This window comes from Bradyrhizobium sp. SZCCHNR1017 (assembly GCF_032381375.1).
In the GTDB taxonomy this organism is placed as follows: Bacteria; Pseudomonadota; Alphaproteobacteria; order Rhizobiales; family Xanthobacteraceae; genus Bradyrhizobium.
This window is the reverse complement of sequence record NZ_JAUHIR010000030.1, coordinates 1-25,506: the sequence shown is the minus strand read 5'-3', so window position 1 is coordinate 25,506 and position 25,506 is coordinate 1. Positions and strand designations below refer to the sequence as shown.

The window sequence follows — 25,506 nt, the reverse complement described above, 5'->3', positions numbered from 1 at the left end:
GTCAGGCTCTTGCAGCTCGACCTCCTCATTGCTAGATCACGCGTGCTTCTTTGTGCAGCTACCAACCTGGATAGCGGCGGGTCACTCGTCCGGTGCCAGATCGAGGACATCTAGGCACAAGGATTGCTCACGGGCGGCAGACAGCACGATCAAGTGAGTTCGGCGGCGATCCGGCCGGCATGTGCAATCACAGCAGCAGCTTTGACGTCGGGCCAGGGATGCGCCACACGGGGAGGCGTATGCTGATAGCCGCGCCGAAGCGGCGTTACGTCACCGATCAGACAGGAGGGGGGCGGCGGCTCTAGTCGGTGGTTGTGTCGGTCGACACCGACATGGACGGGCTGGATGGTCCGGGGATCTCGATGAGACCAAGCCTTATCGCCCTCACGACGGCGACCGTCCGGCTGTTCGTGCCAAGCTTTTTCATCACCTTCTTGAGGTGGAAGTTGATCGTGTTTTCGCTGATCTTGAGGATGATTCCGATATCCCAGGAGGATTTACCCTCTGCGGTCCACTTCAGGCATTCGCGTTCGCGCTGCGAAAGCCCGATCGCCTTCTTGCCCTTCACCGGCTGGGCAAGCTCGCCAAAAGCGACATGGAACTGACACGCCAAGGCGTAAAGATGCTTGAGATGGCGGACCGGGTCGGCATCGTCGAAGCGGGATGCAAAGGATAGAACGGAAATGCGCCCCGACGGCCCAAACAGCGGCACGCTCACCCCGTGCTTGAGACCGGCTTCGCGGCTCTCATGAAGGACCAACTGCTCGCCGTCCTGCAGCTGCTTCTGCTCGAGCAGCTGATCCCATATGAATGGCCTGCTGTGAAACGGGGTTCGCCTGACGACCGGATCGATCTCGTGATACTTGCGCTCGAAATAATGCTTGCGCCAATCGAGCGGAAAGTTGAGAGCGATGGCCGGCATCGGATGCTCTGGCAGCCGTATCGTCTCTTCGTAGTTCAAGGCGCCATAAGCCACCTGGCCGAAACCCTCATCGGCTGCAGAACCGACGAGAAGATCGAAGAGGTCGGACAGCGACTGCGTGCGGTTTGCACAATCGATGAAGCTGAAGAGGTCCATTGCTACCTCACGGCAGACAAAGCTGCGCAAACTTCCGCCCAGATGTGATCGTGAAAACGGGTCCCGTCTCAACGTCCCGATCGCCGACGGTCCGCTCTTGCCCCCTCGCCTGCCTCTACCAAGGCGAGAAGCAGGCGCTTGCTTGTCCAAACTTCAACCCAACCTGAGGTAGACCGTACCATGATACGCTCCGTCGTGCAATTGACGATCATATTCGATTGATCTTTTCCGAAGCCGCGATGTCATCAACATTGCCCTCCTCCGGAAGCGGCGGCCCTGACGATCTTGCCGACTCCGGCAATCAGATCGCGCAGCAAAGTGCCTGCTGGATAGGCGCTCCTCAGCACTTCTGTCAGTTTGCAACAGATTGCTGGTATACGTTTTGAGCGGAACCCATGCACCTGAGGCATTCTTCCAGGCACGCAGCCCGCGCAAGTCAGGCCTCGCGGCCATCCCAAGCTGAACCCGTTCAAACGGGCCTGGACGAGCCTTGCAAAAGCCAAGAACTACACCCCAATACAACTCAGAATTGCGTCAGATTGTAGGTGATATTGGGGCGATGTCTGACAGTTGTCTTCCTCTGAGCAGCCGGTAGGACTGCAGCCGCTCCATAGACGCGTGAACTACTCGACTGGGTAGCTGCCTCGCTGACGCTGTGCCGATTAGTCTGCATCTTCCCGTCACGTGGCACATTGGAAGATGCTCATGCGTACCCTTTTGATCAGGTGGGAGACCATCCATCGATATGGCGAAGCCTGGATTTCGCATCATCGGTTGCGGTACCGGATGTTCGTCGAGCGCCAGGGGTGGTCCGTGCCTCATTATCAGGGCATGGAATATGATGAGTTCGACACACCGGCAGCCACCTACATCCTGGTCGTGGACGAGCAAGATCAGGCGCTTGGAACTGCACGGCTGATTCCGACCACACGCCCCTACATGGTCAAGTCCTTGTGGCCCAACCTGGTTGAAGGCTTGCTGCCGCATTCGGACGAAATCTGGGAAGCATCGCGATTCGGCTGCGATCGTGCGCTGAGCGCCGGCGGACGGCGCCGAGTGATCGGGCAGCTCATACAGGCTTGTCAGGAATTTGGCCTCGCCAACGGCATCTCGTCCTATCTTGGTGTCATGCCCAGCTGGATCTTCAAGAATGTCATCGCTGCCCATGGCTGCCCGGTGAGGCCACTGGGAGCGAAGCTGCCGTTTCCGGGGCATGACATTGGGGCGGCCTATATCGACGTATCATCAGCCGTGCTGGAATTGGTTCGCCAGCATACCGGCCTCCCGAAGGCGCTGCATGAGAGCCCTTCTCCGGGGCCTGCCGCATCAGCACTGTCCCCGCGCTTGGCAGAGGATGCTCCATCGGAGCCCAAAGGACTGGGCTGCAGGCCGGAGTTGGAAGGGCTCGTGGAGGCTGGATGAGCGCGATCCCGAACCTTCGATCATCTTTCCGCCGCAGGCCCGCCAGTGAGGGCCGATCAGCGCTTGCATCAGGCTTTGGGCCCAAGCGCGATTGACCGTCTCTGAAGAAGATGCGGCATCGCCGCAATCGGTGGCGATCAACGCGTCGGCTCCTTCACTCAAGAAAGCCTGCCACGCTGGATTTGGCGCTTACCAGCTTCCTGCTTCAGGAACGCCGAATGTATCAACTTTGAGCGCCAGGCGGTCCTGGTTTGTATGCATTGCGGAGCGAGCCGACGCGATGTGCGGCTCCGGTCTATCTGGCCTTGATGGCGGGTGCTCGCTTCGACTTGGCAAACGCCCGATCAGTCGCCATGAAACGTGCCACCATTGCCGAGGCCAGGCGACCAAGATCATTGGCCGGCTGGTCCGAATGGCGGCCGACAGCTTCGGCATAGGCCTGCAGATCGCGAAACACGTTCGCTGACAGTTCGACCGTGATCTTGACCGGCTTCTCATCGGGAAGTTCCGAGATCTTCAGCTTCGCCATGACTGCTACCCCTGATACGGTTCGAGCACGAGATCACGATTGACGATCACGCGGACCGGAAAGCCCGGCCTCACTGTCAGAGTCGGCTGGACGTTCATCTGCTGACCAACCAGCTGCTGACCTGTGCGGCTCATGGAGCTGCCGAAGCCCTGGCGGAGCGCCTGGATGATCGCGGCATTGTTCGTATTTTGACTGGTGCCCGCATTGACCTCGCTGCCCATCGAGAGCAGCGTCGAGAGCAGCGCTGCGCCAACCAGCTGCCTGAAGTGGTTATCGACCTCGTCCGAGAGACCCGAATAGCCGGCAGCGTCGGCGCCCTGCTGCCGTTCCAGAACGATCGACCGTCCATTGGGCATGATCAGCCTGGTCCAGACCAGGAGCACGCGCGATTGCCCGGCCGTCACCTGGCTATCGTATATCCCGATCAGCCGCGCGCCCTGCGGGACAAGCAGGAAGCGGCCTGACGGCGAATCGAACACGTTCTCGGTGACCTGAGCGGTGATCTGCCCCGGCAGGTCGGAGCGAATGCCCGTGATCAGGGCGCCCGCAATCACGGTCCCGGCCTGAACCACATAGGGGGAGGCCGGCCGGCTGACACGGTCGGCACTCGTGGTCCGGCGATCGACCGCGGCATTGACGAAGGCGAGCTTGCGGTCCTGGCCATTCTGGGCGAATGCGTCGTCGGGACTGGACATCGCGCCCGCGCGTTCGCTGGTCTGAGGCCCGCTCGCCGCGGCCTCGGTGCCACGAACATTGACCGTCGCAAACAGGCGGCTCAAGCGAGCGGCATCCCGCTCCTGCTCATGGCGGAGCTGCTCCTGATCGGGGGTGACCGCAAGTGCCTGGCCCTGCGCAGCGACAATCGCCTTGCCGAGATCCCCGGGCAGCGGCGGTCCGATCACCGGGACGTTTGTCGGGAGATTCTTGGGAAGACTGGCGTAGTCACGCGGCAGGGCCGAAACCCCGTCCGCGATGTCGTGATGATCAGTGCTGTAGAGCTCGGATGGGCCCGATTTGCTCGGCCTGTTGGTCTGCAATGTCCAGACGACGGCGCCTCCCATCAACAGGAGCGCAACTGCACTTCCGCCGGCCAGGACATTGCGCGACAGCCGTGTGACGGGGGGAAGATCTCCGTTCAGGCGCATTCTTTTCGTGCGCCGCTCAGCTTTCTCGGCTGCAGACGGAGCCTGAGACACAGAAGCCTCATCCTCCTCGTTTTTCACCCTGAGGCTCCGTCGGTTCTGACGATCCTGACCTTGCGCTGCTCCTCGCCGCCGAGGCGCAACTCGGCCGCGGCAAACAGCCGATCGACGATCATGATGTTGCGGAAGGCACGGTAGTTGACGATCTCGGGCGCACCATCGCTCCCGATGACGAACAAGGGCGGCAATTCACCCTGCACAATGCCAGGGGCAAACTCGATATAGACCTTGCGGCCGTCGTCATAGGCGTTGACCGGCCTCCATGGCGGATCATCCCCCTCGATGCGATAGCGGAAGCGTCGCAGCGCCGGATTGGGCAGCTCCGGCCTCAATACGAGCTGGCGCGCTCTCGTCTCGGCATTCTGCGGATAGTACCAGGCCACGGCGGGCATATACGGCTTGTCACGAGCGCGCAGCTCGAGCAGATAGGTCCGCCGGTCGGTGTTGACGATGAGATTGGTTTCGATCGCGGCACGCGTCGGCTTGACCAGGATGTGGACGCGGCGGCGTTCGCCCGCACCGCTCTCGGTATCGCCGACGACCCAGCGCACGGTGTCGCCGGCGGACACGGGCCCCGACCCTGTGAGCTGTTCACCTTCCTCGAGCATGATGTCGGTGATCTGCCCGGGCGCCGCATAGACCTGATAGAGCGCGCCGGGACTGTAGGCATAGATCTGCGTCGCGTTGAAGTAGCCCTTCTTGCGCGGTTCGACCCGCGCCGCGCTATTGGCCATCTCGACGCGGTCGAGCGGCTCCGCTTCTTCCTGAGCTCCTGCCTTGCCACCAAGGGACACTTTCCAGGGCGGCGGAAGATGAAGCGGCTGAACCTTTCCATCCAGCGCAGCTGGCGGCGCCGGCAATGGTGGTGCTTCGCTGTCATAGCTGATCTTGGGCAGATTGATCGTTGTGCAGCTGCAGAGCAGAACCAGAACGGCGGCCCCCGCCATCATTGGCCCTCCAGCCCTCCGGACCATTGGCTTGCTCATTGCGACAGCTCCTTCGACCAGTTGATGGCTTGGACGTAGACGCCGAGCGGGTTCTTGCGCAGGCGGTCAGCATCGTCCGGCATGGCGAACACGAGGGTGAGGATCGCGCTCCAGCGTTCGGTCGCAACCGAGGCGCCGTTCTCGTAGCGACGCTCGACCCAGGCGATCCGGAAGCTGTCCGGCGAGGCGCGGATCACACTGGAGACCTCGACCGAGACCTGGATCTTCCCGAGCTTGCTAAAAGGATCATTGGAGCGGGCATAGTCATTCAGGGCAGCCGCGCCGCGATCGGTGGTGAAGTCGTAGGCGCGCAGCCAATTCTGGCGCAGCACGATGCCATCGGCCGGCAGACCTCTCACGTCCTCAATGAACCGGGCAAGATGGAAGGCGACCTGCGGATCGGTCGGCACGTAGTCAGCCACCGCAGGCGCTACCCGCTGGACCTCGCCGAGATGGCCAACCTCGACCACCCAGGGCGTCACCGTACCGCGGGCCGACTGCCAGATCAGGGCGGACGCGAAGCCTGCGGCGAGGGTGAGGCAGCCGAATGCCATCAGCCGCCAGTTCTTGGCCTGCACGCGCGCAGAGCCGATGCGCTCATCCCAGACCTGCGCTGCCTTCTGATAGGGCGTCACCGGCTCGGGCGTACGGCCGTAATGAACAGATGACCGCTTGAACATGTCAGGATTTCCCCTCGGAGAGATCGACCGCGCTTCCCTGCCCGCCGCGCTCGGCATGGCGAACGGCTTGTGCCGTTGTAGATGCGCCCTGATGGACGGCGCGCGCTGCCTTCATGCGCTGCGCCCACATCGGAGAGCCCGAGCCATCGGCCTGACCCGGCTGATCCGAGCCGCCAGCCTGGACATTCGCCCTTTGGCGAAGGGGACTCGCGTTCGCTCCTGCTGCCTCGGCGGCAGCGCCGCTGACGCGCCCTCCGCCGGACGCCGCCGCACCAAGCGGCGCGACAGCACGGCTTGCACCAGAGATCGCGCCGCCTGCGAGCCCCGCTGCACCAGCGGCCATGCCGGCGCCGGCCACGACGAGACCACCCGCTGCAAGCGACGTCCCGACCGCGCTCCCTGCTCCAAGCTGCGGTCCACCACTGACAAGACCATTGGCGATCCCGGGCCCGAACAATCCAAGGCCGAGCAGCGCCAGGGACGCCAGGACCAGGGCCATGGCACTCTCGACGGTCGGAGGATCGCCGCTCGTCACCTGGGTCAACTGACCGAACAGGGTCGAGCCGGTTCCTGAGATCACGGCGAGCAGCAGAACCTTCACACCGGAGGAGATGACATTGCCGAGCACACGTTCGGCTGCGAAGGCGGTCTTGCCGAACAGACCAAACGGGATGAGCACGAATCCAGCAAGCGTCGTGAGCTTGAACTCGATCAGGGTGACGAAGAGCTGGATGGCCAGAATGAAGAAGGCGAGCAGCACGACCACCCACGCAAACAACAGGACCGCAATCTGCAGGAAGTTCTCGAAGAAGCTCACATATCCAAGGAGGCCCGAGATCGCCTGGAGGAGCGGCCGCCCGGTATCGAGACCCACTTGCGCGATCCTGCCCGGGCGCAGGAAGTCCGCCGCCGACAGCGCCGAGCCCGAGGCCTTCAGGCCGAGTGCTGCGAAGCTCTCGAAGACGACCCGGGCGAGGCTGTTCCAATTGCCGATCAGGTAGGCGAACACGCCGACAAACAAGGTCTTCTTCAGCAGCCGGGCGACGACATCGTCCTCGCCGCCAAACGCCCAGAAGAGCGCAGCAAGCGTCACATCAATGGTGACGAGCGTGGTTGCGAGATATCCGACCTCACCGCCCACCAGGCCAAAGCCGCTGTCGATTGTCCGGGTAAAGGTCTCCAGGAATTGATCGATGATCCCCGTTCCTGTCATCGGGCAATCTCAACCATGAGCTGCCGGGCAGCCGCGGCGGGGGATCCGCCAATTTGGTCCGGAACGCTCGTCATCATCAGTGAAACATTCGTACGCTGGAGGCCTGGTCGCCCTGACCCTGCGTCAGGAAGCGGCGGAGCTGTTCGCGTGCCTGATCCTGGGCCGCCGCGCGCTCCGCCATGGTGAGGTTCTGCGCCCGTCCCTGGGCGGCCACAACCGCCGTCAGATCCGCGAGCTGTTGCGCCTGCATCGCCAGGATCTGGTTGCCGGCTTGCCTGACAGCCAAGGCGCCGGCGGCTCCTTGGCTCGCGACAACCAGCGCGACGGACTGGCTCTTGATGGTGTCGAGATTGCCGACCACGCCCGCCTGAAGCTTGAGCGCATCCTGCAGCGCGGCCACGGACGTCTGCCAGCGTGAGCGCGCATTGTCCGCGAGGTCAGCGGCGCTGGCGCCGGCGGCTGCCGGCGCATAGACCGTCTTGAACGCCTGCTCGATTTGCTGCACGTCGTAGGCCAGGCGCTGAGCCTGCTTGAGCAAATCCTGGGTCCGCTGGATCGATTGCTGCAGCTGCGTCAATGACGAATACGGCAGGTTGACGAGGTTGCGCGACTGATTGATCAACATCTCTGCCTGGTTCTGCAGGGCCAGAATCTGATTGTTGATCTGCTGCAGCTCACGTGCGGCGGTCAGCACGTTCTGAGCATAATTGTTGGGGTCGAAGACGACGAGCTGGGCCCGCACCGGACCCGCCGAGGTCAGAACCAGCAGCGCCAACGACGCTGCCCATCGCTTGCCAGAGATCATTGCCGCGTCTCCAGATTGTCGAGGCCGGGGATGAGGTCGGCTGCCCAGCCAAGCTTGAGGTGCCGCAACCACGCTGCCGCAAAGCCGTCCCTGCCGGCGGACTTCAGAACGTCCGAGATCGCGGCCTGATCGGCCTTGGACGACGCCGCGGCAAAGGCGAGCGCGACCTCGCCGAGACCGAGCTCGAACATGCGGTTGCCCCGGCGCGACTGGCAGTAATAGTCGCGCTTGGGGGCCGCACGGCTGACGAGCTCGATCTGACGATCATTGAGACCGAAGCGACGATAGATGCCCATGATCTGCGGCTCGAGCGCCCGCTCGTTCGGCAGCAGGATGCGGCTCGGGCAACTCTCAATGATGGCGGGTGCGATCGGCGAGCCGTCGATGTCGGATAGCGACTGGGTCGCGAAAACGACGGAGGCGTTCTTCTTGCGCAGGGTCTTCAGCCACTCCCTGAGCTGGCCCGCGAAGTCGGCGTCGTCCAGCGCCAGCCACCCTTCATCGATGATCAGAAGTGTCGGGCGGCCGTCGAGCTGCCGGGCGATCTTGTGGAACAGATAAGCGAGGACAGCAGGAGCTGCAGCGGTCCCGATCAACCCCTCGGTCTCAAACACCTGGACCGACCGGTCGCCCACGAGCTCATGATCGGCATCCAGCAGTCGTCCGTGAGCGCCATCGAGGCAATACGGCTTGAGGGCCCGTTTCAAGATGTTCGACTGCAGCAACACCGACAGGCCGGTCAGGGTCCGCTCAGAAGCTGGCGCGGAAGCCAGCGAGGTCAGCGCCGACCAGAGATGCTCCTTGGCGTCCGGGGTCACCACGATCTTCTCGCGGACCAGCAGGCCGGCGATCCAATCCGCCGCCCAGGCGCGCTCCATCACATCACCGATGCCTGCCAGCGGCTGCAGCGCGATCGAGGTCTCGCTATCGGCCGACAGCGCTCCACCGAGATCATGCCAGTCACCTTCCATGGCAAGCGCGGCGGCCCGCAGGGAGCCGCCGAAATCAAACGCAAGGATCTGCGCATTCGGATAGCGGCGGAACTGCAGCGCCATCAGCGCCAGCAGCACCGATTTGCCGGCTCCGGTCGGTCCGATCACCAGCGTGTGGCCGACATCGCCGACATGGAGCGAGAACCGGAATGGCGTCGCGCCATCGGTGCGGCCGAACAGCAGCGCAGGCGCCCTCAGATGATGGTCACGCACCTCACCTGCCCAGACCGCCGAGAGCGGGACGAGATGCGCAAGGTTCAGCGTCGACAGCGGTGGCTGGCGCACATTGGCATAGACGTGCCCCGGAAGGCTGCCGAGCCAGGCCTCAACCGCATTCACAGTCTCCGTCATGCAGGTGAAATCGCGCCCCTGGATCACCTTCTCCACCAGGCGCAGCTTCTCGTCAGCCCTCGCCGGATCAGGATCCCACACCGTCACGGTCGCGGTGACATAGGCCTGGCCGATCTCATCGGAGCCGAGATCCTGCAGCGCCGCATCGGCGTCAGCGGTCTTGTTGTGGGCGTCGCTGTCAACGAGGCTTGCCGCCTCGTTGGTCACGACCTCCTTGAGGATCGCCGCCAGAGATTTGCGCTTGGCAAACCACTGCCGGCGGATCCGTGTCACGAGCTTCACGGCATCCTGCTTGTCGAGCATGATGGCGCGGGTCGACCAGCGGTAGGCGAATGCAAGCCCGTTCAATTCGTCCAGCAGTCCTGGCGTCGTTGCAGAGGGAAAGCCGATGATGGTGAGCACGCGGAGATTGACCGCCCCCAGCATCGGCGCGAGGCCGCAGGTCAGCGGCTGGTCGGCGAGCAGCCCATCCAGATGCATGGGGATTTCAGGGACGCGGACCCGCTGGCGCTTGGTCGAGACGGTCGAGTGCAGGTAGCTCAGCACGGCGTCGTCGCCGAGCCAGCCGCATTCCGGCATGAAGCCGCCGACGAGCTGCAGGATGCGGTCGGTGCGATCGACAAAGCTACGCAGGATGTCGCGGCCGCGCGAGCCCTCCGGCTGCGGCGCGCCTTCATAGAGCACGCGTTCGGAACGGGCTAAGTCTTCTCGCGGCGGCAGGTACAGAAACGTCAAATAATAGCTCGACTCGTAGTGCGCCGCCTGCTCCTCGAACTGTGCCTTTCTCTCGGCATCGACCAGGGCGGACGCGGCATCCGGAAACACGCAAATTGGGTAGGCTCCGGCCGAATGCCGCTGCGCCTCGACGAAGATCGCCCAGCCCGACCCCAGGCGCCGCAGAGCGTTGTTGAGACGGAAGGCGACTGCTGTGAGCTCGGATGCGACCGAGCTCTCCAGGTCAGGCCCGCGAAAACGCGCCGTCCGCTGCAGCGAGCCGTCCTTGTTGAGGACGACGCCCTCGTCCACCAGCGCCGCCCAGGGCAGGAAGTCCGCAAGCCGGATATTGGTGCGGCGGTATTCGGCCAAATTGAACATGCGAGCCTCACTGGCTGAGATGATTGGGAATCCGCAGGTGGCGGCGCACGACCTCGACAAAGGATGGATCGCGCCGTGTCGCCCAGACCGCGACCATGTGGCAGACGAACCAGAGCAGCAGGCCGAGGAACCAGAGCCGCAAACCGAGGCCGAGCGCCGCCGACACGGTGCCGTTGACAATCGCGACCGATCGCGGCGCGCCCCCGAGCAGAATGGGCTCGGTCAGCGAGCGATGCACAGGCGCGCTGAAGCCCTTGATCTCACTATCCATCAGAACACCACGCCGCCGCCGAAGGAGAAGAACGACAGGAAGAAGCTCGAGGCGGCAAAGGCGATGGAGAGACCGAAGACGATCTGGATGAGCCGCCGAAAGCCACCGGAGGTTTCGCCAAAACCCAGTGACAGACCCGTCGTGATGATGATGATCACGGCGATGATCTTGGCGACCGGTCCCTCGACCGAAAGCAGGATCTTGTTGAGCGGCTGCTCCCAAGGCATGTTCGAGCCCGCCGCATGCGCCGGCGCCGCCGCCACGAGCACTGCGGCTGCCGCAATCGCAATCGTGGCGATGGACCAGCAAGACAGTCGCGCCTTCATCGCTGATCTCCCAAGGGAACGAGGATGTAGTCCCCGCAAGGTGAGAGCCCTTCGACACGCACGAGCTCGCCGAGCCGCCGCTGCGAGCCGCGCCCGGCGAGAACGGCGATCACGTTGATCGTCTCGGCAATCAGAGCACGTGGGACGCTCACGACGGCCTCCTGAACCAGCTGCTCCAGCCGCCGGAGGGTGCCGAGTGCGGACCCGGCATGAATGGTGCCGATGCCGCCGGGATGGCCGGTGCCCCAGGCCTTGACGAGATCGAGCGCCTCCGGCCCGCGGACCTCGCCGATCGGAATGCGATCCGGGCGCAGCCGAAGCGCGGCGCGCACCAGATCCGAAAGCGACGCCACACCCTGCTTGGTTCGAAGCGTCACGAGGTTGGGCGCCGAGCATTGCAGCTCGAGCGTATCCTCGATCAGCACGATGCGGTCGCCGGTCATCGCCACTTCAGCCAGCAAGGCATTGACCAGCGTGGTCTTGCCGGTCGAGGTGCCGCCGGCCACCAGAATGTTGCAGCGGTTGGCAACAGCCCGCCGCAACGCGCCGGCCTGATCTGCGGTCGCAATCCCGCAAGCCACGTAGTCGTCGAGCGTAAAGACGGCGATCGCGGGCTTGCGGATGGCGAATGTCGGGGCTGCAACGAGCGGCGGCAGCAGGCCTTCAAAACGTTCGCCCGTCGTCGGCAGCTCCGCCGACACGCGCGGAGAGCCCGCATGGACCTCGAGCCCGACGTGGTGCGCGACCAGCCGGACGACGCGCTCGCCATCACCGGCAGCAAGACTCTCACCGGTATCGGCCAAGCCAGACGCGAGCCGATCGACCCAGAGCCGGCCATCTGGATTGAGCATGATCTCCACGACGGATTGATCGTCGAGATGACGCGCGATGGCAGGCCCCAATGCCGTCCGCAGCATGCGGGTGCCACGCGTGATGCGCTGTGTCTGGACGAAGCCGGTCACTCTCATCTCCGATCATTGAAGCGCGGTCAGCATCGCTTGTGATGATCAAAGATGCAGACCTCCTGCAGCAGCAAGACCAACAGCGCTTCGGGTGTAGCCTGGCGCAGGAAAGCGTAGAGACAGGAGGGCTCTTTCGGGCGGGACAAGCAGATCACCAAGGCGGGGCAGCAGCTTTCAGAGCGCGGGTCATGGGCCCGCAGCACCGCCCCCTCGCGGCCGAGAGCGACGGCGAACGCTGCTGTAGCGAAGGCGAAGGTCGCCACCGGCGCCGCGACGTCGGCTCACCATCTGGCATGGCTTGGCGGCTCGCGGGCGGGAGCCGGGCGATCGCTTGAGGTCGCGACGAGGTCGGCCATGACAAATTCGGTCCCGCTGCTCGCCTCCGATGATCGCGGTCTGTGCTCTCGTGGAGCGGCAAACCAAATCAGTGCTGCTGCCTGCAGCGCGAGGTTCACTCCGAAGGCAACCTGATAGGCGATGACAGGATAGTGCCCATTGGATTGCGGCCATTGGGCCAGCAATACACCGATCCCGTACTGGGCCAGAAACCCCCACCCGAAATGCACCACGTTCAAGGCCCCGTTGGCGCGGCCAGCCAATTCCTTCGGGTAATAGTCCGAGATGATCGCAAAGCTGAGCACGGTGGCGGCTCCGACGATCGCGATGATCAGCCATGGCGCGATCGCCGGCAATGGCAGCCGCCACACCAGCGCCAGCTGCGCCGCCATGAAGAGCACGGCGATCAAGGCCAGCAGGCGCTCTGGACCTACTCCCCTGCGACGCGTCCAGTTGGCCAGCGCACCGAGCATCCACGCACCGAGGCTGAGCATCAGGGCAGTCAGGCAAAGCGCTGTCACGACCTGGGTGCGGGTCATGCCCTCCACGTCGGCCAGCCACGCGGATGCCCATAAGCCCTGGAGCGACCACGCCGATCCGATGCAGGCTCCGGATAGCGGCGCGACCCTCCAGAACCGGACGTCGCGAAGAATGCTCCGCAAGCCACCTGCTTCCGACGCGGACGACGCCTGCGTTTCGCGCTCCGGCACCAGGCAATAGATCAGGATCGCCGCTGCAGCGGTCGCGATGGCCAGGATGTCAAACAGGCCGCGCCATCCGGTCTTCACCAGGATCGCTTCGGCGGGCAGCGTCGCGCTGACGGCGCCAAGCGCCCCGAGCATGACCATGTACCCGTTGACCAACGCCACCCGCTCGCGCGGAAACCACAGAACAATGGCCTTCAGGCCCGCGGTCAGAGCCGCAGCGACCCCGAGCCCGATCAGGGCGCGTGAGAGGAGCAGCGAGAGCGGCCCCGACGACCTTGCGAAGGCCTCCGCGCCAAAGGCCGCGACGACAAGAAGCGCGCTCTGAACCCGGCGCGGGCCATAGCGGTCGAGCATCATGCCGACCGGGATCTGGGCAGCCGCAAGGACCAGGAAGTAAGCCGCCGTGATCAGACCAAGGTCGGCCGCGTTCAACCCGAGCTCTGAGGCAAGACTGGCAGAGACGAGTCCATTGATGGTGCGAAACAGATAGGACAGGAAATAGCCCATTGCGAAGGGCAGAAACACCAGGGCGGCGAGCCGCCAGCCTGTGATCTCGCGATGGCCTTGGTCTCCGGCTTCGGTGCCCTTTCGGCCGAAGGCATAGGCCGACAACGAACTGCCGTGATCTGCGTGCTCGCGGGATCGCTCAACGGCTCGATTGAGGCGGGAGGCGAAAGGGATCCTCGCCGCCCTCCCCGGCGGCAGGCACGCCCCAGGACACCTCGGCGATTGGAGGCTCGGCACGGCGAAGTTGAGCCGGAAATGGCTGGCTCACTTGACCGGCTCGCGCAGCGCCATCGGGTCGCCTCTCTCGCTGCCTTTCCGACAAGTCACGCTGCAGCTTTTGGATCGCGCCAATCCGCATCGCCTGGTCGAAATCACGATCACCGCCCCTTGCTGCGCTCGTGCTCTCCTGATCCGCCAGCGACGTCACCGCCAGATGGTAGCGTGCATGAAGGGCGACCGTCTCATTGAGGGCCGCGATGTCGCGCTGAATCGTTTGCAGCTGCTGTTCCAGGCCCTGCAGGCGATCTTGCGCCGGCATCGGTCCATCCAGCGGCTGGGCTAGAAACCGTTCGAGCGCCTTTTCCACGACGATCGTGCGGTTCACGCATCTTTCCTCGGCTGCGCCGGCAAGGCGGGCGAGAATCTCGCTGGATAGCTGCAAAGTGAGTTTCTTCTTCATCGTTCGGACCTCATCTGGTCCGTCGATTAGGTCAGCTTGCCTGGCCTGGCACGCGCAAGATTCGAACGTTCGAAGCCTGGCGGGTGGAAAGAAACTCTGGCGTAGATGCCAAGCTCAACCCGCGCGCTGGAACGGTCCCGATCGACGCTTCCACCGCCTCAGGAGCCGGGCTCGCTCGACGGCGGTCTGACGAAATCCTCAGGAATTTCGCGCAGGAAGCTCTGCCCCTTCTGCAGCCGGCGGCCGAGCGCCTCCACAAAGCCTTCGAACCGCTCGCGTCCCTTGACCTGCGCTGTGGCCTGCGCTTCGGACGGCAGCGGGGGTGTCACGGTCAGCCAGAAGCGAACGAACAATGCGTGCGTCTCGGCAAGGATGCCGACATCACGCTCGAGCCGCTGCATCTGCCGCGACAGCCTGTCGAGCCGGCGTGTGAGCGCCGCCTCGCGCCGATCAGCCGCATCCGGCGACAGAAACGACTGAACCGCCGCCTCGACGATGGCCGAGCGCGAAAGCTTCCTGCGATCGGCGAGCTCTACGATCTGCCGCAGCAGCTCCGGCGGGAAGTAGACATTCATTCGATCCCGCATTGGTCTGTCCTCACAAGCCCATGTCATCGCGCGGGTCGAGCGCAGCCTGACGCGCAATCCCCGTCGTGCTCGCATCGCGTGAGCCGACCAGCTGCGGCGTCCCATCATCGTCATCGAACACGACCGAAAACTCGTCCGCCGGATCTACGCTCGTCGTTTCGCTCGCGATCGCTTCGTGCTGCGGCAGCTCCGGCTCGCGTCGCAAGCCGCCATTGGCCTGCTCGTCCCTTGTCTCGGGGGGCAGCGTCAGCCGGGATCCGGCGAGCACAGGCGTAAGGGGCGCAAGCGATGACCAGTCATCCGCACCCACAGACGCTCTGGTCCTGGCGATGTCCGGCGGCGGCAGGATGCGCGAGACCAGTCTCTCATCCTCGAAATATCGCACCTTCCTGGCGCGGATCGGTGGTGCGCCGGCGACCATCACGATCTCATCAGCCGCCGGCAATTGCATCACCTCGCCCGGCGTCAGGAGCGGACGCGGCGTCTCCTGGCGCGACACCATGAGGTGACCCAACCATGGCGCCAGGCGATGCCCGGCGTAATTCTTCACGGCCCGCATTTCGGTTGCGGTGCCGAGCGCGTCCGAGACGCGCTTGGCGGTTCGCTCGTCGTTGGTCGCGAAGCTGACGCGGACATGGCAGTTGTCCAGAATGGCATTGTTCTGCCCATAGGCCTTCTCGATCTGATTGAGCGATTGCGCAATGAGGAAGCTCTTGATGCCGTACCCAGCCATGAAGGCGAGAGCGGATTCGAAGAAGTCGAGCCGGCCTAACGCCGGAAACTCGTCCAGCATCATCAGGACACGATGCCGGCTCTGCTTTGCCTTGAGATCCTCGGTCAAACGCCGGCCGATCTGGTTCAGAACCAGACGAATGAGCGGCTTCGTACGTGAGATGTCGGATGGCGGCACGACGAGATACAGCGTCGCGGGCTCCTCCCCTGCAACCAGATCAGCAATGTGCCAATCACATCTCCCCGTGACAGCAGCCACCACCGGATCCCGGTAAAGACCGAGGAATGACATCGCCGTTGAAAGGACGCCCGAGCGCTCATTCTCCGATTTGTTCAGAAGCTCGCGCGCTGTCGATGCCACCACCGGGTGCGGCCCGGCTGCGCCCAGATGATGCGTCGCCATCATCGCCATCAACGTCGCCTCGATCGTGCGCCGGGGGTCGGAAAGGAACGCGGCAACGCCGGCCAAGGTCTTGTCGGGCTCGGCATAGAGAACGTGCAGGATGGCACCGACCAGAAGCGAATGGCTGGTCTTTTCCCAATGATTGCGCTTGTCGAGAGATCCCTCGGGATCCACCAGCACGTCGGCGACATTCTGGACGTCACGCACCTCGCAGGCCCCTCGCCTGACTTCGAGCAGCGGATTGTAGGCTGAGGCATTCGGGTTGGTCGGGTCGAACAGAAATATGCGGCCGTGCCGCGCGCGGAATCCTGCCGTGAGCTGCCAGTTCTCGCCCTTGATGTCGTGAACGATCGCCGATCCCGGCCACGTCAGAAGAGACGGCACCACGAGACCGACGCCCTTGCCAGACCGCGTCGGTGCAAAACAGAGCACATGCTCCGGTCCGTCATGGCGCAGGTAGCGCGCTCCCAACCGTCCCAGGACCACGCCATCCTCGCCGAGCAGTCCCGCCTTGCGCACCTCGCCCAGCTCGGCCCAGCGCGCGGACCCGTAAGTTGCTGTGGCTTTCGCCTCCCGCGACCGCCACAGTGACATGCCGACCGCAACCGCAATAGACGCGAGACTGCCACTGACCGCGATAGCCCCACCTTCGGCAAAGATGGAGGGCGCATAGGCATCATAGATGAACCACCACCAGAAGAAGGTCGGTGGGAAGTAGACTGGCCAGCCGGACAGCATGAACCATGGCGTCCCCAATCGCGGTTGGAAGGCGAGCCGCCAGGCCGTCCATTCGGTCGCGGCCCATATCGCAAGCAGGTTGATCAGCACGACGGCGAGTAATTGTGCCCATTGGATTCGGGTCGCAGGCATGTGGCGTCTCCCGAGTGCTAAAGACCGAGGTCGCGCTTGCGACCAAGCTGCCAGTCGATGCCGGTGGCCTTCGCAAGGCCCGTGACCTTCTGACCGAGCCGGTGATCGATGTCGCGCGACCACGGGACGAGGTAGAAACCGAGACCATTGTCGATCATGGCGAAGCGGCCGGAGGCCAGGACAAGCCGCTGGCGGTAGATGCCCGCAACCTGTTGGCCGGGGTCGACCTTCAGCTGCGGCGCGCCGTTGGTCGCCGACAGCCGCGCGCCCACGGATTCGAGCTCCTGCCTGCGTAGTGTCTTCAGAAGATCCCGTTGCGGGACGATCTGCTGGCCATGTCTCTGCGCCAGTCCCCGGTCCGCGAGATACTCCGCCCGGCTGCGCAGCGCGCTCCTCACCTCCGCGCCAAATCCGCCGAGGGCCAGGGAGACAGGTTCACGCTCGACCAGCCGATGATCGAGCCAGGTCGCTCCCTCGGCCTTGATCTGATCGGCCAGGGCCAGGTCCGAGCGCGTCGCCAGGACCAGGGTCGGCCGCGCCTCGTCCGCAGCGCCAAAGCGCCTGATCTCGACAATGCCGCCAGGCTGAGGCGCCTGCGCAAAGGCCTCGATCCCGCGGAAGCGAACGTGGTGGGCGCGGCCGTCGATGCCATCGATCACTGCATAGGCTTCGCCGGTCAGTTCGTCGTGGAGTCCACGGTCGACCAACCGCCCCATGATCGATGATGGACTGTTGATCCCGTCGATGACGTAGTCCGCAGCGCTCCGCTCCTCACCACGGCGAGCGAACGCCTGATGCATGGTCCTGATGATATCACCACGCGTGCCGAGCTCGCGGAGCTGTCGCTCTGCGCCAAGCTCGACCATCCACTCGTTGGGTCCGGCCGCCGCTGCCAGTCCCAGGCGCTCCAGATATTGCAGGCGCCCTCGCATCAGGCGGTGGACCTCGGGATCAGGACCCGCTGCCACCCGCTGACGGAGATCGATGGCCCCCACCTCATCGCAGGCCATGCGGATCTCGCGATCGAGCCGTGTCCAGCGATCCGCGGTGATCTCTCTTTCCAGTGCGTTGCGGATGTCGTGCTCAGGCTTCGGACCGAGCTCGAGCGCCACCAGCTCTTCGGCCCGGGAGCGCAGGCCCCGGCCGATATAGTCGCGGGCGATGACGAGATCTGCGCCCGTCTGATCGACACCGCGTACGAGCACATGAACGTGCGGATGGTCCGTATTCCAATGATCGACCGCGATCCACTCGAGACGCGTCGACAGATCAGCTTCCATCTGCCGGATCAGATCGCGCGTGAACGCTCTGAGGTCCACCATGTCGGCTGCGTCCTCTGGCGAGACGATGAAGCGGAAATGATGCCGGTCGTCGCTGCTCCGCGCCTCGAATGCGGCCTCGTCGGCGTGATCAGCTCGCGCATCGAACATCCTTGCCGGCTCGCCGTCACGGGTGACCCCCTCCCGCTTGAGATAGCTCAGATGCATCGCCAGCGGCGCTGACCGAAACGCACGGCCCTTGTGCCTTGCGATGCGGGCCTTCACCGTGACGCGGCGGCCCGAGGCAAAGAGGCGCTCGCGACTGAAGCTGAGACGGCCGCGGCCGAAGGTCGAATGGGTGCGAGCCGGCCGGCGTCCGTCGATCACCGAGGGCAGCGTGACGTGCCCCGCGGCGTTCGCCGCGCGCAGGACGCGATTGATGAAGCTTCTGGCCTTCCTCTCACGCGCCTGACGGATGCGCCCCGGACGGATGCGGAATTCGCGCTCTGTGGTGCTCATGCGCGGCATCCCGCGGCAAGGATTGAGGCTATAGTGCCGAAAGCAGCATTGATGTTGTTGAGAAAGAGCATCAGCGCGACACGCGCTCCGACCGGACGGCACGGTTGAACGCGAGCCATGTCAATGGCTTGCTGATCAACAGGCGAGCCGCTTTTATCTTGCGATCGACCGTCGGCAGCTTGCGGCTGGCTTTGGACCCTCGCCTCGGCTCTCGGTCTCACGCCCCGCGCCGGCGTGCCGGAAACAACAGCGAAGCAGCGGCGGCCGTGAGGACTGCGACGGACGATCATCATCGAGGCCGACGCATCGCACCGCACGACAACGTCACGAGGAATTCCGCTGCGGTCGGCTTTGTCATTCAAAGCCTCTCGTGCCGACCTCAATGACGACCGTTTCCGATCGCAGCGGCTGCTCATCAAAGTCGGCATGACGTTCGCAGGTCGTGCGCAGAACGCGTGCATCATCACGGCTGCCTCGTCCACACGGGAATGGCGCGCCCGATGACGTCCGATGTCGCCGTCGGACCGAAATAGCGTCCATCCAGAGAGCTGTCCGATTGCCTGTTCATCAGAAAGAGCTCGTCACCGCCGATGATGCGGCAGCCACGCCAATCCGGTAGCGGCCGGCCCTGTCTGTCGCTCTCTTGCGCGATGCCGACTTCGACGTCATCAATCAGGATGACATGCTCGCGACGACAAACGGCCTGGCCTGGAAGAGCGAGAATGCGCTTCAGCATCGGTACGCCCCTGGGCAGGTAGCCTTCGTCCGCAAGCCATCCGGCCAACACGCCGTGGGGCAGGACAACGACGATCTCGTTGGTGACCCATTGCCGGACCGGCCGAACCAGATAGAGGCCGATCGGAACGCTGCCGGAGACATTCCAGATGAGCAGCGGACGCAACCTTGGTCGCCCGACCTCCGTCACGAGCCACACCCCGGCGAGCATCGCGACGCCAATGGCAAGCCATTTCGTCATGGCATGATCGTCCTTCGATGCAGCCAGGCCCGATGGCGCAGATCCGTGTAGGGACGCGGCGGTTGTCCGGCGGCCATGCGGTTCTGAACGTGCCACCAATGATCCGGTGCGACATCCGCCGGATCGATGCCGAGCGCCTCGATCGCGTCGATCTGCTGCAGCACCCGCTCGACCTTCGGCCAGCCAAACACCTGCAACAGGATCGCTGCTCCCGGAGCGACGAAGGGCACGGTCGCACAGGCTTCTCCGGGGCCAACGGCCTGCAGAACGTTGATCCGCGACAGCACCGTGCCGTAATCGTTCGACGACCAGCGCACGAACGCAAAGACGCTTCCCGGCGTGAACGCGACCTCCCGGCGATAACGGTCGAGGCGAAGCTCCCGCACGGTTCGACCGAAGCGTATGCGGTTTTCGATCTTTCCCTGCAGCCATAGCAATTGGACACGCGTCAGCTCGCTCATTGGCAAACTCTGAGGTTGACGAAATCTGGACGGCTCTGCGGGCCGGGAATGAGGAAACCGGGGGCGTCTCGCGCGGTCTCCGCTGTCGACAGCAGGAGAAGCCAGCGTGCACCGGCGCCCCAAAGCGCGGGCCCGTTAGACAAAATCCGAAGGATTTTGCGGTTAGGTAAGTTAGAAGGCGGAAAGGACGCGCCAGACCAAAGGCTTAGGGTCGACTTCGGTCCCCGATGGCACGACGATCCGGTCCTCGATGGCACGCGTCCTCCGGTCCCCGATAGCACGAGACAATTCACAGCTTGTCCCCTGCGGAGCTCGAGGGGCGATGCCTGGCGAAACGCCTTGCGACCGGGTCAGTAACGGCGGCTGCGAAGTTCAGTCGTTCGGTGCCGTTTGGATCGCGGGTGAGGACCAGCTCGTAGCCCGGCAGGCGCTGACGGCGGACGATTTCGCGAAGATCGTAGGCGAAATGCTTCAGCGGCGAGAGGCTGCCGGACTTGGCATGCAGATAGCCGAGATCGAAGCTCCAGCCGCCATCCTGATGGCCGCCATGCTTGCGCACGAGGCGATACAGCCAGCGCTCCAGCCCGCCCGTCAGCGCGAAATAGGCCCGATCAATCGTCAGCACGAGCGCGTCATCGATGACGCCCGAATAGAACCAGTCCGGCAGGATCAGCTGCAATCCGGACGGCCTGCCATGGGCATCCGCCGTCTCCTTCCACTCGTTGATCCAGGAGAAGCGGTGCCGCCGCCGCTCGGCCGGCTGACGAATCGAGGTGAGCACGGTCGTCGACTGCAGCCGATCAAGTCCTGCCTTCAGACGGTCGTAGTCACGCACGCCGGTGCCGCGACCGACAAACGTCAGGATCTCATACGGCGTGGCGGCCATCAGGCGCGACGTCTTCAGTCCGGCGTCGCGAGCCTCGACGATCTGTGACGCCGCCCAGATCAGAACATCCGCGTCCCAGATCGTCGCCATGCCATGTTCGGGGACGGCCTCGACCCGAATGGCGACAGGCCCCGCGCGGAAGTCGATCGGCACGACGCGCTTGCTCTTGGCCAGCGAGAAGAACGGATAGGCCATCAGATCCTGCGCATCGCGCGGCGCCAGATCGCCAGGCAGCGCGCGAAACAGATCGAGCTGATCGCGCTCGGATTTGCGCAAACCTCGCACGTTCAAGCCCGCCCAGCCCGCGACGCGCGACGCTCCTGCCCTGCATAGGGAATGAGACCTGGATGTCGCTTCGCCGGCAGAACGGTGCCCTGGCCGGGATCAGCCGTCGACGTCTTGGTGCCGCGATCGGCCCAGGCTTTCAGATCGTCGAGCGCATACACGACGCGGCCGCCGATCTTGCGATATAAGGGGCCGGTGCCGTAGGTGCGGTGCTTTTCCAGGGTGCGGCCGGACAGTCCAAGGTAACGCGCAGCTTCGGGTGTACGAAGAAAGCGCGGCGGGGGACCGGCTATCGGATCGGGCATCGAGCATCCTCCGGGACAGGTTCGCGCCCTCACGGGTCGTTCGGCGCGTCGACGGACATGATCGACGCGCAGGGCAGCGAGGGGGGATGCCGGAGATCGAGGGGCGCGGTTTCGGCACCCCCTCGCCTCAAGGAAGCGACTCGTCTTTGCGGCGGCGGGCGCGGCCTTAGTGACAGCCCCTATCGGCCACGAGCCGTCTTTTCACCAGTGACCGGTGCAGCTGAGCATAGGAGGCCGATCAGTGGCATGCTGAATGCTGCGCTCAAGGGCAGTTCCGAAAATCCTCGGATAGCGATCGCCCGCCCGCTGCCATTGGGTGAGCTCGCAGACCCACCGGCAGGATCAAGCGCGAGCGGCAGCCAGATGATGCCTCAGGCGCGACCCAGGGACGCTCCGCGTGCGGCTTCCGCCCTGATCTCTTGTCCACGCCCTCAGTCGCCTGGAGAAGGATTTGAGTGCCGGCCAAGACCATGGATCGCGGCGCATGCCGGAAGGCGGCTTCGAAGCTGGCTGAAGCTGCGCCGCATGCGTTCGATCGCTTCTGCCGCAACTTGAGTTTGGTTGCCTGCGTATGATCTCGCAAGCCCGTTCAATCCATGCTCGCGACGGACCGCGGCTTGTTTCCAATCAAAGCGGGCCTGCCGCAGCCTCAGGAGCTCAGAGCTACGTCTGATCCGATCCGCGTAGCAACTGATGATAACCCTTCTCAGACATCCACCTCGCCCGCGCCAGATGGCTATCGAAGGCGCGGCGGGCACGCTGGGGTTCGTTGACCGGATCGATGTGCAAGACGAGCCGGGCAACCTCCTCCCAGTCCGCGCCCTCGGATGCTGCATCCAGAAGGCGGAGATAGGTCACAGCATGTTCTTCATCATAGGCTGTCAGAACGGAATCAGTCGGCGCGAGGTCGGCGACAGCGGGATCGAGCGGCGGAATGGGCATTGGTCAGAACCTGTTCGGAGCGAACACAACCTGTCGACCTGAAAAAGCAGCACGGACCCCGTCGAGATCCAGGCACGAGACCGCTTTCCAAACGTCTTCAGCTGTCGCTCCCGCGTGAGAGAAAGATGTCCGTGTTGAAATGCCGGCAAAGCCGGAGCTGTTTGAGAAGACAATTCGACGCGTCTTTGCCGCCACCATGAAGTGCTTGCGTCTAATCCAAGGCGTTTTGCTGCAAGCGCTCGCTCACGCTTGGCTCTTAGCCTGCGTTCGTGTAGCCGACGCACGTCCACATTTCATCTTGAGAATAATACTCACGGCCGATGTTGCCAAAGCGCCGGCGACGGTCGCGAATTCCCGCGCGGGGAGGGCTGACGATCGGTATCTGAGAACCGTCTTTCCAAATGGAGTTCCGTAAGCGGCAGAGCGGCCACGACCTCTCGCCGCCAAACAGGAGCGCACAGCGCTGTGCAATCCAGCTCTCGATCGAGCTCAAGACCAAGCGCTCCCGTTCAGCTTCCCGAACCGCCCGGCCCAGAGATTGAGGACGGCGATGTAGTTGCACCCAAGGCGTAGCGGCTTCACTTTCAGCCGCCGGACTGGAATCAATGCGGCATGCCTACACTCACCCGTCGCCGCGATCCGCACTCGCCAAACGAGACCTGGCGCATCTACTTCGGAGACGTCGAGGCAGGAACGATTGCAGAGCGCCCCGAAGGCCCCTCCGGTTCGCCCGTCTGGCAGTGGTTCTGCGGCTTCTATCCAGGCAGTCATCCAGGCGAGCAACAGCTCGGCCGCGCCAGCACCTATGAGCAGGCGCGCGACGCGTTCCAGGCAGCATGGAACGTCTTCCTATCGAATCGGTCGCAGCAAGATTTCGACGAATGGCGCCAGCACCAGGCCTTCGTCGCCTGGAAGGATCAGATGCGGGAGGCCGGATGTCCTCAGCCGACCCAAACCAAGTCAGGTGGCTCGCGCTGCTTCTGCGGCGCGGTGATCGACCTGAAGACAAGTACCGAGCACATCTACTCTCACCACATGCCGACCGCGAGACGCTTGGTTCCGGGATCATCTTGACGATGTGCAATCTCTACTCGATCACCACCAACCAGGCCGCGATCGCCGCACTTTTTCGGATCGTTCGCCAGTTCGCGGGCAATCTCCCCTCGATGCCGGGCGTCTTCCCCGACTATCCGGCTCCGATCATTCGCGGCACCGGAGATGACCGCGAGATGATGATGATGCGGTGGGGAATGCCGCCACCTCCGCGGACTGGCGGGCCACCCGTGACCAACATCCGCAACACGTCGTCTCCGCATTGGCGCGGCTGGCTCAAGCCCGAGAACCGGTGCCTCGTGCCTTTCAACAGCTTCGCCGAATATGCGCCCGAGCCGAACCCGGAGACGAAGAAGAAGGACGTGGTCTGGTTTGCCTTGTCTGATGATCGCCCCTTGACCAGCTTCGCGGGCATTTGGACCGAGTTCAAAGGCGACCGCGGCACGAAATCCAAGCCGCTGCCAGGCCCTCATTTGGTCTACGGTTTCCTGACTACGGAGCCCAACGCCGTGGTCGCACCTATCCACCCCAAGGCGATGCCGGTCATCCTGACGACCGAAGAAGAGAGGGAGGTCTGGCTGCGTGCGCCATGGAACGAGGCCAAGGAGCTGCAACGTCCATTACCCGATGGCGCGCTCGAGATCGTCGCACGCGGGCCGGCCAAGGAAGATATACCTGCGGCCTGAACGAGCCGGCGGATTGCACAAAGACGGGCTCGCCTTGCGCCCCAATCCTACAGCTCCCGGCGACAACCTTTTCCGCGTCCGAGACTCGAAGCGCTCGCTCGTGTGGAGTCATCGGGCGGCGTTGTAGCGTCGCTGCCGCGAAGCTGACGGAACCAAAGGAAAACGATTCTAGACCACGCGGCACGGCTTCGGACAGCCGGACTGCAAGACGATCGGTCGCGCTCAAAGTGGTCGGGCCCGGCCAAGCATCGCGGAGGTGAGCCTGCCAGATTTCGGCATCTACACGACGAGCTCCCGATCCGCAGCCTCGTGCGTCCGGCCGAAGGTCGGAATGAATGATCGCCGCGGGGCGAACGCCTACCACGATAGAGGGAATCGAAGCCACCTTACGCGAGGCGCCGCTTGCTCCTGGGAACCTCTTTGCCCTGGGATCTTCTTTGAAGAGAAGGTGCGGCAATCAGCCGCCAGGGCATGGAGCACGAAAGAGCAGCCGCAGGAGCGCCGCTTTGCGGCGCGGGACCGACTGCGATCGCGAGACCGGTCAAGAGGGCAGCCGCAGGAGCGTCAGCATGCGACGGCGAAGCCGGGACGCGGGACCGACTGCCCCCGGCGAGCGATCCATCATGATGCGCCAGGGATGAAAGCCGAATGGCGGAGACGCGTCCATACTTGCTAGCGACTCCGTTCACGACAGCCCGGCCGGCGCGACCCTTTTACCATCTTCACCCTCGATCTGCCCTTTAGAACACGCGCGATTATGTCCCGCTGCCGAACCCGCTCTCAGGGATCTGGCAGAACAGCAAGCCGTAGGCTTCGGCGGACATACCCATCCTGCCCTCGATGGGCAAAGCTATGGGTCGATCAGGGCACCGGGGTGTGAACCCGGTTCGCCTCGCCAGACGTGCTTCGGTCCTCCATCCACACACAGTACGCCAGCATGGCCTAGCAATCGGCAGAGCCAATCCATTTCTGGTTTAGTGGCCACCTTTCGGTGCCCCACGTAGCCGAGACGTGGCAATGTCGCTGCTGAGAAGGACGGCGGCCCGACAATGATGAGTGACGGCCGCGTATCGATTGGGAGGCAGGGCACTAAAGCGACTCCCTTAGCATCGTTGCGCTTGGGTCGACGACGAATAGACACCTCGGCACCTTTCTGAGTCGAGTGCGTGCGCGTCAACGGCATGCCGCGCGACTATTTCAGGAGCGCTGAGATGGCCCGGCCGAGAGCCCGATTCGAGACGTCGCCTCGCGGATCTTCTCGGTTGGCGCTCGCGACGTCCGCTCCCGGAGCGGACTGGAAGCAGGCGTCAAAGGACCATAGGAACGCTTTTGACCGATTTCGTTGAAAAAGTCAGCAGTTGCGACGCAGAGATATCGGTGATTCAGTCTGTCTAGTGGGCA

General features: G+C 63.9%; 24 protein-coding genes. 3 read left to right on the top strand and 21 right to left on the bottom strand.

Annotation, left to right across the window (positions count from 1 at the left end):
- Window positions 1-301 precede the first annotated feature (301 nt).
- The gene (locus QW863_RS35450) at window positions 302-1,078 is read right to left on the bottom strand and encodes a LuxR family transcriptional regulator (RefSeq protein WP_315716436.1); all 777 of its coding nucleotides are present in this window, start codon (window positions 1,076-1,078) and stop codon (window positions 302-304) included.
- A gap of 705 nt (window positions 1,079-1,783) precedes the next feature.
- Here QW863_RS35450 and QW863_RS35445 point away from each other — a divergent pair.
- Window positions 1,784-2,500: an acyl-homoserine-lactone synthase gene (locus tag QW863_RS35445; protein WP_315716437.1), complete on the top strand. Its 717-nt coding sequence runs from the start codon at window positions 1,784-1,786 to the stop codon at window positions 2,498-2,500.
- Between the two features lie 295 nt (window positions 2,501-2,795).
- Here QW863_RS35445 and QW863_RS35440 read toward each other — a convergent pair whose 3' ends face one another.
- From QW863_RS35440 to QW863_RS35345, 20 genes are all read right to left on the bottom strand, one after another.
- Window positions 2,796-3,029: a DUF2274 domain-containing protein gene (locus QW863_RS35440; RefSeq protein ID WP_315716438.1), complete on the bottom strand. Its 234-nt coding sequence runs from the start codon at window positions 3,027-3,029 to the stop codon at window positions 2,796-2,798.
- Window positions 3,030-3,034: 5 nt separating this feature from the next.
- Entirely contained in the window at window positions 3,035-4,174 is a 1,140-nt protein-coding gene (locus QW863_RS35435; protein ID WP_315729351.1) for a TrbI/VirB10 family protein, read from the bottom strand.
- 74 nt (window positions 4,175-4,248) lie between these two features.
- Complete coding sequence (trbG, locus tag QW863_RS35430; protein ID WP_315716440.1) at window positions 4,249-5,181, bottom strand: P-type conjugative transfer protein TrbG; 933 nt, start codon at window positions 5,179-5,181, stop codon at window positions 4,249-4,251.
- A 32-nt stretch (window positions 5,182-5,213) separates the two neighbouring features.
- Window positions 5,214-5,897: a conjugal transfer protein TrbF gene (gene trbF / locus QW863_RS35425; RefSeq protein WP_315716441.1), complete on the bottom strand. Its 684-nt coding sequence runs from the start codon at window positions 5,895-5,897 to the stop codon at window positions 5,214-5,216.
- A gap of 1 nt (window position 5,898) precedes the next feature.
- The gene (gene trbL, locus QW863_RS35420; protein WP_315716443.1) at window positions 5,899-7,110 is read right to left on the bottom strand and encodes a P-type conjugative transfer protein TrbL; all 1,212 of its coding nucleotides are present in this window, start codon (window positions 7,108-7,110) and stop codon (window positions 5,899-5,901) included.
- 76 nt (window positions 7,111-7,186) lie between these two features.
- Window positions 7,187-7,915 (bottom strand): P-type conjugative transfer protein TrbJ, encoded by a 729-nt coding sequence (trbJ, locus tag QW863_RS35415; RefSeq protein ID WP_315716471.1) that lies wholly within the window; start codon window positions 7,913-7,915, stop codon window positions 7,187-7,189.
- A complete protein-coding gene (gene trbE, locus QW863_RS35410; protein ID WP_315770034.1) occupies window positions 7,912-10,353 on the bottom strand; it encodes a conjugal transfer protein TrbE in 2,442 nt (813 codons plus the stop codon). The genes trbJ and trbE overlap by 4 nt, the downstream gene beginning before the upstream one ends.
- Before the next feature lie 7 nt (window positions 10,354-10,360).
- Window positions 10,361-10,624 (bottom strand): VirB3 family type IV secretion system protein, encoded by a 264-nt coding sequence (locus tag QW863_RS35405; protein WP_315716445.1) that lies wholly within the window; start codon window positions 10,622-10,624, stop codon window positions 10,361-10,363.
- Window positions 10,624-10,950: a TrbC/VirB2 family protein gene (locus QW863_RS35400; RefSeq protein ID WP_315716446.1), complete on the bottom strand. Its 327-nt coding sequence runs from the start codon at window positions 10,948-10,950 to the stop codon at window positions 10,624-10,626. The genes QW863_RS35405 and QW863_RS35400 overlap by 1 nt, the downstream gene beginning before the upstream one ends.
- Entirely contained in the window at window positions 10,947-11,918 is a 972-nt protein-coding gene (gene trbB, locus QW863_RS35395) for a P-type conjugative transfer ATPase TrbB (RefSeq protein WP_315729350.1), read from the bottom strand. The genes QW863_RS35400 and trbB overlap by 4 nt, the downstream gene beginning before the upstream one ends.
- 275 nt (window positions 11,919-12,193) lie before the next feature.
- Entirely contained in the window at window positions 12,194-13,567 is a 1,374-nt protein-coding gene (locus tag QW863_RS35390) for an MFS transporter (protein ID WP_315716448.1), read from the bottom strand.
- A 34-nt stretch (window positions 13,568-13,601) separates the two neighbouring features.
- Window positions 13,602-14,141 (bottom strand): hypothetical protein, encoded by a 540-nt coding sequence (locus tag QW863_RS35385; RefSeq protein WP_315770033.1) that lies wholly within the window; start codon window positions 14,139-14,141, stop codon window positions 13,602-13,604.
- A gap of 158 nt (window positions 14,142-14,299) precedes the next feature.
- On the bottom strand, window positions 14,300-14,728 hold the full coding sequence (locus QW863_RS35380) for a CopG family transcriptional regulator (protein WP_315716450.1): 429 nt from the start codon (window positions 14,726-14,728) through the stop codon (window positions 14,300-14,302).
- 10 nt (window positions 14,729-14,738) lie between these two features.
- Window positions 14,739-16,733, bottom strand: a complete 1,995-nt coding sequence (locus tag QW863_RS35375; protein ID WP_315716451.1) for a conjugal transfer protein TraG — start codon at window positions 16,731-16,733, stop codon at window positions 14,739-14,741.
- Between the two features lie 17 nt (window positions 16,734-16,750).
- Complete coding sequence (locus tag QW863_RS35370) at window positions 16,751-18,511, bottom strand: relaxase/mobilization nuclease domain-containing protein (RefSeq protein WP_315716452.1); 1,761 nt, start codon at window positions 18,509-18,511, stop codon at window positions 16,751-16,753.
- A 463-nt stretch (window positions 18,512-18,974) separates the two neighbouring features.
- On the bottom strand, window positions 18,975-19,487 hold the full coding sequence (locus QW863_RS35365) for a S26 family signal peptidase (protein ID WP_315770032.1): 513 nt from the start codon (window positions 19,485-19,487) through the stop codon (window positions 18,975-18,977).
- Window positions 19,484-19,948, bottom strand: a complete 465-nt coding sequence (locus QW863_RS35360) for a DUF2840 domain-containing protein (protein WP_315770030.1) — start codon at window positions 19,946-19,948, stop codon at window positions 19,484-19,486. The genes QW863_RS35365 and QW863_RS35360 overlap by 4 nt, the downstream gene beginning before the upstream one ends.
- A gap of 289 nt (window positions 19,949-20,237) precedes the next feature.
- Complete coding sequence (locus QW863_RS35355; protein WP_315770028.1) at window positions 20,238-21,119, bottom strand: replication initiator protein A; 882 nt, start codon at window positions 21,117-21,119, stop codon at window positions 20,238-20,240.
- Window positions 21,120-21,121: 2 nt separating this feature from the next.
- Complete coding sequence (locus tag QW863_RS35350) at window positions 21,122-21,424, bottom strand: helix-turn-helix domain-containing protein (protein WP_315770026.1); 303 nt, start codon at window positions 21,422-21,424, stop codon at window positions 21,122-21,124.
- Between the two features lie 663 nt (window positions 21,425-22,087).
- Window positions 22,088-22,366, bottom strand: coding sequence for a DNA -binding domain-containing protein (locus QW863_RS35345; RefSeq protein ID WP_315718652.1), 279 nt, complete (start codon window positions 22,364-22,366; stop codon window positions 22,088-22,090).
- Window positions 22,367-22,978: 612 nt separating this feature from the next.
- On the opposite strand from QW863_RS35345, the gene QW863_RS35340 reads away from it, so the two are divergent.
- A complete protein-coding gene (locus QW863_RS35340) occupies window positions 22,979-23,440 on the top strand; it encodes a hypothetical protein (protein ID WP_315770024.1) in 462 nt (153 codons plus the stop codon).
- A gap of 2 nt (window positions 23,441-23,442) precedes the next feature.
- Complete coding sequence (locus tag QW863_RS35335; protein WP_315718658.1) at window positions 23,443-24,105, top strand: SOS response-associated peptidase; 663 nt, start codon at window positions 23,443-23,445, stop codon at window positions 24,103-24,105.
- Window positions 24,106-25,506: the final 1,401 nt, after the last annotated feature.

Excerpts from the sequence above, each read along its gene's own strand:
- QW863_RS35450 (WP_315716436.1), bottom strand. The coding sequence starts at position 1,078 with ATGGACCTCTTCAGCTTCATCGATTGTGCAAACCGCACGCAGTCGCTG.
- QW863_RS35445 (WP_315716437.1), top strand. The coding sequence starts at position 1,784 with ATGCGTACCCTTTTGATCAGGTGGGAGACCATCCATCGATATGGCGAA.
- QW863_RS35440 (WP_315716438.1), bottom strand. The coding sequence starts at position 3,029 with ATGGCGAAGCTGAAGATCTCGGAACTTCCCGATGAGAAGCCGGTCAAG.
- QW863_RS35435 (WP_315729351.1), bottom strand. The coding sequence starts at position 4,174 with ATGCGCCTGAACGGAGATCTTCCCCCCGTCACACGGCTGTCGCGCAAT.
- trbG (WP_315716440.1), bottom strand. The coding sequence starts at position 5,181 with ATGATGGCGGGGGCCGCCGTTCTGGTTCTGCTCTGCAGCTGCACAACG.
- trbF (WP_315716441.1), bottom strand. The coding sequence starts at position 5,897 with ATGTTCAAGCGGTCATCTGTTCATTACGGCCGTACGCCCGAGCCGGTG.
- trbL (WP_315716443.1), bottom strand. The coding sequence starts at position 7,110 with ATGACAGGAACGGGGATCATCGATCAATTCCTGGAGACCTTTACCCGG.
- trbJ (WP_315716471.1), bottom strand. The coding sequence starts at position 7,915 with ATGATCTCTGGCAAGCGATGGGCAGCGTCGTTGGCGCTGCTGGTTCTG.
- trbE (WP_315770034.1), bottom strand. The coding sequence starts at position 10,353 with ATGTTCAATTTGGCCGAATACCGCCGCACCAATATCCGGCTTGCGGAC.
- QW863_RS35405 (WP_315716445.1), bottom strand. The coding sequence starts at position 10,624 with ATGGATAGTGAGATCAAGGGCTTCAGCGCGCCTGTGCATCGCTCGCTG.
- QW863_RS35400 (WP_315716446.1), bottom strand. The coding sequence starts at position 10,950 with ATGAAGGCGCGACTGTCTTGCTGGTCCATCGCCACGATTGCGATTGCG.
- trbB (WP_315729350.1), bottom strand. The coding sequence starts at position 11,918 with ATGAGAGTGACCGGCTTCGTCCAGACACAGCGCATCACGCGTGGCACC.
- QW863_RS35385 (WP_315770033.1), bottom strand. The coding sequence starts at position 14,141 with ATGAAGAAGAAACTCACTTTGCAGCTATCCAGCGAGATTCTCGCCCGC.
- QW863_RS35380 (WP_315716450.1), bottom strand. The coding sequence starts at position 14,728 with ATGCGGGATCGAATGAATGTCTACTTCCCGCCGGAGCTGCTGCGGCAG.
- QW863_RS35375 (WP_315716451.1), bottom strand. The coding sequence starts at position 16,733 with ATGCCTGCGACCCGAATCCAATGGGCACAATTACTCGCCGTCGTGCTG.
- QW863_RS35370 (WP_315716452.1), bottom strand. The coding sequence starts at position 18,511 with ATGAGCACCACAGAGCGCGAATTCCGCATCCGTCCGGGGCGCATCCGT.
- QW863_RS35365 (WP_315770032.1), bottom strand. The coding sequence starts at position 19,487 with ATGACGAAATGGCTTGCCATTGGCGTCGCGATGCTCGCCGGGGTGTGG.
- QW863_RS35360 (WP_315770030.1), bottom strand. The coding sequence starts at position 19,948 with ATGAGCGAGCTGACGCGTGTCCAATTGCTATGGCTGCAGGGAAAGATC.
- QW863_RS35350 (WP_315770026.1), bottom strand. The coding sequence starts at position 21,424 with ATGCCCGATCCGATAGCCGGTCCCCCGCCGCGCTTTCTTCGTACACCC.
- QW863_RS35345 (WP_315718652.1), bottom strand. The coding sequence starts at position 22,366 with ATGCCCATTCCGCCGCTCGATCCCGCTGTCGCCGACCTCGCGCCGACT.
- QW863_RS35340 (WP_315770024.1), top strand. The coding sequence starts at position 22,979 with ATGCCTACACTCACCCGTCGCCGCGATCCGCACTCGCCAAACGAGACC.
- QW863_RS35335 (WP_315718658.1), top strand. The coding sequence starts at position 23,443 with ATGTGCAATCTCTACTCGATCACCACCAACCAGGCCGCGATCGCCGCA.